Origin of the sequence: Salegentibacter sp. UBA1130 (assembly GCF_002311535.1) — a bacterium.
Taxonomy (GTDB): domain Bacteria; phylum Bacteroidota; class Bacteroidia; order Flavobacteriales; family Flavobacteriaceae; genus Salegentibacter; species Salegentibacter agarivorans.
Genome location: NZ_DCAP01000009.1, coordinates 20,627 through 28,559, shown reverse-complemented (window position 1 = coordinate 28,559; position 7,933 = coordinate 20,627). Strand labels below are relative to the sequence as shown.

Below are 7,933 nucleotides of genomic sequence, written 5' to 3'. Positions count from 1 at the left end.
CCATGCACGGCACACAATAAAAAACCTCACAGGTTTTGAAAACCTGTGAGGTTTGATTTCTTTAAGCTAGCTAGGTTTTTATGTTGAATCTCCCCTTCGGGGGCCAGGGGGCTTAATTATTAAGCATCACCGGCATAACCAGCATGGTAATTTTTTCTCCAGGGTCTAAACCATCTACAGGAGTTAAAATTCCTGCACGATTAGGCAGACTCATTTCCAGTTGAACTTCATCTGAAGTTAAATTATTCAACATTTCTGTCAGAAAACGAGAGTTGAAACCAATTTGCATATCGTCTCCCTGGTAAGAACAGGTTAAACGCTCTTCCGCCTTATTACTGTAATCTACGTCTTCTGCAGAAATATTTAATTCGGCACCGGCAATTTTTAATCTCACCTGGTGCGTAGTTTTATTAGAGAAAATAGAAACCCTACGAACCGAACTCAAAAACTGGTTGCGCTCTATGGTTAATTTATTCGGATTTTCTTTCGGAATTACCGCTTCGTAATTAGGGTATTTCCCGTCTATTAAACGACAAACTAATTGCGTATCATCAAAAGTGAATTTCGCATTAGAATCGTTGTATTCTATAAGCACTTCACTTTCGCTACCGGCTAGAATTCCTTTTAAAAGGTTTAGTGGCTTTTTCGGCATAATAAAGTCTGAAGCCTGGGAAGCCGTAACGTCTTCACGCTGATATTTCACCAATTTATGCGCGTCAGTTGCTACAAAAGTCAAACCTTCTGTTGTAAATTGAAAGAAAACCCCACTCATTACCGGGCGAAGATCGTCGTTTCCTGAAGCAAAAATGGTTTTGCTAATCGCGGTAGCTAAAATATCACCTTCTAAAACGGTGCTGCTAGGATCTTCCAATTCCACAGGATTTGGAAATTCCTCACCATCGGCATAGGCAAGCGCGTATTTACCGTGATTAGAGCTTAATTCTATAGTGTTGTTATCTTCAGCAACAAAAGTTAAGGGTTGCTCCGGGAAAGTTTTTAGCGTATCTAAAAGCAATTTTGCAGGAACCGCTATTTTTCCTTCGGAATCTGATTCTACCTTAAGTTTAGCAGACATTGTAGTTTCAAGATCTGAGGCAGAAACCGTAAGCTCGTCCTGCTTAAGATCGAATAAAAAGTTGTCTAAAATTGGAAGGGTGTTGGTGTTGTTAATAACCCCACCCAATATCTGAAGCTGTTTCAGCAAATAACTGCTGGATACAATAAATTTCATCGGCTTTGTGATTAATTAGAAATCATTACAAATATATTTTAATCTGTTAAAAATAAAGCTTGTGTCGACGAGTTTTTATTAACATCAAAAACAAAAAAATATGTAGTAAACAATTAAAAAACAGATACTTACAACCTATAATCTTTTTAAGATTGTTAATATGTTGATTTTATTTCCTGAAAATTGAAGTCTAAGAAAGGTATTTCAGGTATTTCTTTTTTCTGAAATAATTAAATCCGAAAGCGAAAAGTCCCAGGATAATTAAAGGAAGAATAATATTAATCACCTGCCATTTTTCGCGTTCATCAGCAGTTCTTTGATCGTCCAGGAATGCGATATTTATTTCCTTGCTGCGAATATCTATAAGTCCGCTGTCATCCAGCATATAATTTACGGCATTCAGCAAAAATTCTTTGTTTCCGTAGGTATTTCCCGTGTAGCGTTCAAGCCCAAGTTCCAGGGGTTTACCTCGCTGTACTTCATTTTTAATAACATCTCCATCAGATATTACCAGCATTTTTGTTTCTTCACTTTGGTCTAAAGGATTTTTAATTTCAAATGGCTTGATCCTGTTCTTATAGACCGAAGTAAATTCTCCTTCCAATAAAACTGCCAGTGGTTGCTCGCCATCTTTATAGGAAGCCATATCCGGTTCCTGGCTTACCATCTCGAGGCTAATTTCCCGCGGCGTACCTTCTACCCTGGTTTGTGGAGAACTGCTTAATAAAATTGTTTTTTCAAGCTTATTCTGAAGCGTATCAATTTGATTGGCATATTCAAATTTCACTGCTTCAATATTATTAATAATAGGGTGATCGTTGGGCGAAGTGGTTAACGGACTGTAAAACCAGGGATACGGGTTGAACCGAGTATTATTTCCCTCTCCTGAGGCCAAAATAATGGGCGCTGAATAAATATCATTGATCAAAACCGGGTTGATTCTAATTCCGTAGGAAAAGAAAAAATCGCCTAAATTAAGATCACGAGGTAAAGCAAAAGCTCTGCCTGAAGGATTCAACAAACTATCGGTTTCCATGGCAACGGCTTCGGTAAGCCAAAGTGATTTACCACCATTCATTGTATATTGATCTAAAATATACTTTTCATTTTCGGTAAAGGCCTCGGTAGGTTTTGCCTCGATAATCAAATCGTAGCCTTTTAATTGCTGAAGCGTTTTTTGAGGATTTACAGCCGCCGAATCTAAAGTAAACGGCGCCATAAAATAATATTCCTGCAGCGTCTTTATAAAACTAGCTATTTGTGCATCGGGCAATTCTCCGTTTCCACGCATTACCGCGACTTTCTTTTTCCGCGGATAAACTAATTTATTCAATGCATTGGCAATAGCATATTCCAACTGCTGTACCGAGCTTGAAACCCGTTCCTCATCGGTAGCGCCCAGTTTATTTTTTAATAAAGGAATTTGCACTTCTTTATCGCCAAGTCTGGCCACAGCCCAAGGAAAAACCAAAGCTTCAGAACTCTTACCGTTTTCCTGAACACTCACCCTTGCCGGCGGCATTCCCTGCTGATAAAATTCCTGCGCCGTAGCTTCAGCATCCTTACTTTCTTCTAAGGGATTGGTAAAAGTGAATTTTATATTACTGTTATAAGCTGAAAACTCTTCCAGCATTTGCCTGGTTTCATTCCGAAGCCTTCTAAACTCTGATGGGAATTTTCCTTCTAAAAAGACTTCTATAACAATGGGCGAATCAGCATCTGAAACGATTTCCATTGCCGCAGGAGACAGTGTATAACGTTGGTCTCGAGTAAGGTCTATGCGCTCAAAAAAGTTGGCCGCTAGCAGGTTTATCGCTACAAGTGCAACAAGCCACAGAAAAACGTTTTTATAGGTGTTTTGGTGTTTCAAAGCCTAAGATTTTTTCTGAATTGATATTAACCTTAACTGCGTAAGTTTTAAAAAGAAAATTATAAAACTTAGAAAATAAATAATATCCCGGGTATCTATCACACCTCTGCTTATACTTTGATAATGAAAGCTGATCCCAAGGTATTCTGCGCCATAATTAGTACTTCCAAATAGGTCTAAATCTCCCAAACCTTCAAAAGCGAAATAACTTAGAAAACATAGAAAAACCGCGATAATAAATGCGATGATCTGATTTTGAGAAAGTGAAGAAGCAAAAATTCCAATAGCAGTATAACAGCCTCCAAGAAAAATTAAGCCTAAATAAGATCCAAGAGTTGCACCAAGATCAAAATTTCCCACCGGACTTCCCAGTTGATGAATAGTAATTACATATAAAATACTGGGCAAAATAGCTAAAATCACCAGGATTAAAGCGCCAAAATATTTTCCTAAAACAAGTTGTGTAAAACCAATGGGGCGAGTTAGCAGCAATTCCATAGTGCCCTGTCTTTTCTCTTCAGAAAAACTCTTCATGGTAATTGCGGGAATAAGAAAAATGAAGATCCAGGGGGCAAGATTAAAGAATGGTTTTACATCGGCAAATCCATTATCCAGGATATTGTAATCTCCGGTAAAAACAAATAAGAACAAACCACAAACCACCAAAAAGATTCCAATGACCAGGTAACCGATTGGTGATGAAAAAAAAGAGTTTATTTCTTTGTTTAAAATGGCCAGCATTGGCAATATGATTCTAATTTAATTATTGGCTACTTATAATATTGGTGCTCCAGGCCATTGGTTTGGCATTAAAAAGTACCTTAGTTTTTGCCCAAACATCTTTAAATAATTCTGAATTTCGGTAACGTTCTAAAGAGAGCTCATCTACCCAGTAACTATACGTAAAAAAGATGTTTGTATTGTCCTGGTCCCGTAATAATTCCAGTTTATAACAACCGCCAAATTCTCTTATTTTCTTTTTGTTTTGTTCAAAATTAGAAAGGAATTCTTCAATTTTTTCGGGATCAAATTCCATTTTCACAATTCTGTGTATCATTTCTCTTCAAATTTAATAGTTACCGTATCGCGGTGTTCCAGTCCAAAAAGTGTAGACGCGCTGCCTACCGTAGAAGGATTACTTTTATAAATTGCCAGTTCTATATACCCGGCCGAATTAAATAGCGCAAGTTTTTTGCCATCTTCTTCTCCCCGATTCTCTTTTTCCACTTCAAAATTAATCCAATCAGAATATGCTTCATAAATTTTTGGAAAAGTGACCATTCTGGCACTAATTAAGTAATTTCTTCCTTTGCCTACGTGGTCAAAAAGCTTCCGACTAATATTAGTAACTACATTTCCATAATTATCAATATATAAAACGTGACCAACAATCTGGTTTTTTTCAGAATTAATAGCAGGTTCAAACTGTTTTAGGTATTTTATCTCACTAATATTTTTTCCAATTACTTCCAGCGTTCCTCCACGAGCTAAATGACAGGCTACTTTTACAAACACATCTAAAACCGGGAAATTGGTTTCTATAGCATCGTGAATATTAATTTCCACAACTTTCTCAGGTTTAATTTCTGAAGCCAGCAAAGATAAAATCCCGTTATTGGCACAAATAAAATAGTGATCGTCCAGTAAAACAGCCAGGTGTTTATTTTCTGGTGTAAATTCTGAATCGATCCCAATTATATGAATACTACCTTTAGGGAAACTATTATAAGCGTTTTTTATAATGTAGGCCGCTTCACTAATATGAAACGGGGAAACTGAATGTGAAATATCAACAATTCTAACTTCTTTTAATTCGCTGTAAATAGCTCCCTTAACCGCTCCCACAAAGTAATCTTTCTCGCCAAAATCGGTGGTTAAAGTAATGATAGCCATAGGTGATTGTTAATATTTTTTTAACTTGTAAGCGCTTATTTTATGTAAGTTTGTATAGTAAGCGAAGTTAAGTTTATTGGTTTTTTTGAAAAAGAAAGTTAGGTATTTCAACCTATCTTCTAACTGCCAAAATTAGCATTAAAACTTAGTAGCAACAAATAAAGAATAACTATAAATAAAAATATTTTGATATTGTTTTTCAACTAAAACCATAAGCCTTTGAACGAAATTGTAATTGAACTTTCTGAGATTAATCCCCGCGAATTTTTTGGGCAACAAAACGAGAATATTGAACTTCTTAAAGAATACTTTCCAAAGCTAAAAATTGTAGCCCGCGGAAATAAAATTAAGGTTTTTGGAGACGAGGAAATGCTGGAAGAATTTGATGAACGCATCACAATGCTAATGGAGCACTTCGGAAAGTATAATAAACTGGACGAAAATGTGATTGAAAGGGTGCTTACCAGCGAGAAAAGTTCAGATTATCAAACTTCAGACGAAAGCGGCGAAGTATTGGTTCACGGGGTGGGCGGCCGATTGGTAAAAGCCCAAACCGCAAACCAAAGAAAGCTGGTTGAGCTAATGCGTAAAAACGATATGGTTTTTGCCATTGGTCCTGCAGGAACCGGAAAAACATACACAGGCGTTGCGCTTGCCGTAAAAGCATTAAAAGAAAAACAAGTTCGCAGAATTATTCTTACCCGTCCCGCGGTTGAAGCTGGTGAAAACCTGGGATTTCTTCCCGGGGATTTAAAGGAAAAATTAGATCCTTACATGCAGCCGCTTTATGATGCGCTTCGGGATATGATTCCGCAGGAAAGGCTTGATTCATTTATAGAAAAAGGAGTGATTCAAATTGCACCACTTGCATTTATGCGTGGCCGAACCTTAGATAATGCCTTTGTGATTTTGGATGAAGCGCAAAATACCACCCACGCGCAAATGAAAATGTTTCTTACCCGAATGGGTAAAAGTGCCAAGTTTATGATCACCGGAGATCCCGGGCAAATAGATTTACCTCGCAGGGTGATTTCAGGTCTAAAAGAAGCGTTGCTCGTGCTTAAAGAAGTAAAAGGTGTAGGGATAATTTACCTTGACGATAAAGATGTAATTCGCCACCGACTCGTGAAAAAAATAATTTCAGCCTATAAAGAAATTGAACATACAGAGTAAAATCCTATTTCAATTTTTTATAAAATTCAGTTTCCAAAATTCAGAATAGATTCTAATGAATAATACCATTATAAAAACCGATTTCAATTTTCCCGGCCAAACCGATGTTTACAAAGGCAAAGTGCGGGATGTTTATACTTTAAAAAATAATAAACTTGTAATTGTGGCTACCGATAGGCTTTCGGCTTTTGATGTGGTAATGCCAAAGGGCATTCCTTACAAAGGCCAGATCCTTAATCAAATTGCTACAAAAATGATGGAAGCCACACGCGATCTTGTGCCCAACTGGCTGGAGGCGACTCCAGATCCTAATGTTGCGGTTGGCCAGGCCTGCGAGCCTTTTAAAATTGAAATGGTAATTCGCGGTTATCTTGCGGGCCACGCTGCCCGGGAATACAAAGCCGGGAAACGTATGCTATGTGGGGTAGAAATGCCTAACGGAATGAAGGAAAATGATAAATTCCCGGAGCCAATTATTACTCCTGCAACCAAAGCGGAACAGGGCGATCACGACGAAGATATTTCTAAAGAAGAAATTCTAAAACGTGCTATTGTTTCTAAAGAAGATTACGAAATCCTTGAGAAATACACGCGAAATCTTTTTAAACGCGGAACTGAAATTGCAGCAAGAAGAGGATTAATTTTAGTTGATACCAAATATGAATTTGGTAAAAATGCTGATGGGGAAATTGTTTTAATAGATGAAATTCATACTCCCGATTCTTCTCGATATTTTTATGCTGATGGTTACCGGGAAAGACAGGATAATGATGAGCCGCAAAAACAATTATCTAAAGAGTTTGTGAGACAATGGCTTATTGAAAATAACTTCCAGGGAAAAGAAGGCCAGATTTTACCAGAAATGAGCGATGAATATATCGAGTCGGTTTCTGAACGGTATATAGAATTATACGAAAAGATCACCGGGGAAGCTTTTGTAAAAAGCGATATCAGCAATATTGAAACCCGTATTGAAAATAATGTCCTGGAGTATTTGAAGTAGCTATTTTTGGTTTTTTACGTCATCACGAATTTATTTCGGGGTCTAAATTAAGAGGAAATTCTCAACTCTTCTATTCATATTAGATGCTGAAATAAATTCTAAGCGATGCAGGCATAGTGAAGTCCAATTATTTTAATAACTGGTTATGCCGCGTTATTTTTTACCGGTTTAATGCTATTAAATTCTTTTCCTTTAAGAGATTTTTCTTCTTCTAAATCATAATCATCTTGTAATCCCAACCAAAACTTAGCAGTTGTTCCAAAATATTTAGAAAGTCGAAGAGCTGTGTCAGCAGTTATCCTTCTTTTCTTTTTTATGATTTCACTTATTCTTGTCTGCGGAATAAATGTTTCTTTAGAAAGTCGGTAAGCACTGATTTCCATTGCATCTAAAAATTCCTCTTTTAAAATTTCTCCAGGATGTATATTATCTAACTTTTTCATTTTTCAATTTACTTTTTAAATCTAATGATAATCAACAATTTGAATTTCAAGAGCATTGTCATTTTCCCATTTAAAAATTATTCTCCATTGCTTATTGATTCTAATGCTATGAAAGCCTTCTAAATTTCCACTCAACTTTTCCAAATGATTAGCGGGAGGAATTCTTAAATCATTTATATTTTGAGCATTATTTATCATTCTTAATTTTCTTCGAGCTACATTTTGAATATTAGCAGGAAGCTTTTTGGATTGAGTTCCATTCCAAATTTTTTCAGCTTCTTTGTCCGCAAATGATTTTATCACAAGTAATCCCGATTTCC

At 36.6% G+C, this 7,933-nt stretch carries 9 protein-coding genes; 2 read left to right on the top strand and 7 right to left on the bottom strand.

Annotation, left to right across the window (positions count from 1 at the left end):
• Nucleotides 1-112: 112 nt before the first annotated feature.
• The 5 genes from dnaN to B4F31_RS03085 form a co-directional block, all read right to left on the bottom strand.
• Nucleotides 113-1,231 carry a DNA polymerase III subunit beta gene (gene dnaN, locus B4F31_RS03105; protein WP_057481476.1) on the bottom strand — a complete coding sequence of 373 codons (1,119 nt, stop codon included), beginning with the start codon at nucleotides 1,229-1,231 and terminating at the stop codon, nucleotides 113-115.
• A 190-nt stretch (nucleotides 1,232-1,421) separates the two neighbouring features.
• Entirely contained in the window at nucleotides 1,422-3,101 is a 1,680-nt protein-coding gene (gene gldG / locus B4F31_RS03100; protein ID WP_286760568.1) for a gliding motility-associated ABC transporter substrate-binding protein GldG, read from the bottom strand.
• Between the two features lie 3 nt (nucleotides 3,102-3,104).
• Entirely contained in the window at nucleotides 3,105-3,842 is a 738-nt protein-coding gene (gene gldF, locus B4F31_RS03095; protein ID WP_232228854.1) for a gliding motility-associated ABC transporter permease subunit GldF, read from the bottom strand.
• A 22-nt stretch (nucleotides 3,843-3,864) separates the two neighbouring features.
• The gene (locus B4F31_RS03090) at nucleotides 3,865-4,158 is read right to left on the bottom strand and encodes a putative quinol monooxygenase (protein ID WP_075327462.1); all 294 of its coding nucleotides are present in this window, start codon (nucleotides 4,156-4,158) and stop codon (nucleotides 3,865-3,867) included.
• A complete protein-coding gene (locus B4F31_RS03085) occupies nucleotides 4,155-4,994 on the bottom strand; it encodes an SAM hydrolase/SAM-dependent halogenase family protein (RefSeq protein WP_075327463.1) in 840 nt (279 codons plus the stop codon). Before B4F31_RS03085 ends, B4F31_RS03090 begins: the two co-directional genes overlap by 4 nt.
• 219 nt (nucleotides 4,995-5,213) lie before the next feature.
• On the opposite strand from B4F31_RS03085, the gene B4F31_RS03080 reads away from it, so the two are divergent.
• The gene (locus tag B4F31_RS03080; RefSeq protein WP_075327464.1) at nucleotides 5,214-6,167 is read left to right on the top strand and encodes a PhoH family protein; all 954 of its coding nucleotides are present in this window, start codon (nucleotides 5,214-5,216) and stop codon (nucleotides 6,165-6,167) included.
• A 55-nt stretch (nucleotides 6,168-6,222) separates the two neighbouring features.
• Nucleotides 6,223-7,170 carry a phosphoribosylaminoimidazolesuccinocarboxamide synthase gene (locus B4F31_RS03075; RefSeq protein WP_093303595.1) on the top strand — a complete coding sequence of 316 codons (948 nt, stop codon included), beginning with the start codon at nucleotides 6,223-6,225 and terminating at the stop codon, nucleotides 7,168-7,170.
• A 143-nt stretch (nucleotides 7,171-7,313) separates the two neighbouring features.
• On the opposite strand, the gene B4F31_RS03070 is transcribed toward B4F31_RS03075, so the two are convergent.
• A complete protein-coding gene (locus tag B4F31_RS03070; RefSeq protein ID WP_075327466.1) occupies nucleotides 7,314-7,613 on the bottom strand; it encodes a HigA family addiction module antitoxin in 300 nt (99 codons plus the stop codon).
• A 21-nt stretch (nucleotides 7,614-7,634) separates the two neighbouring features.
• Nucleotides 7,635-7,916, bottom strand: a complete 282-nt coding sequence (locus B4F31_RS03065; RefSeq protein WP_075327467.1) for a type II toxin-antitoxin system RelE/ParE family toxin — start codon at nucleotides 7,914-7,916, stop codon at nucleotides 7,635-7,637.
• Nucleotides 7,917-7,933: the final 17 nt, after the last annotated feature.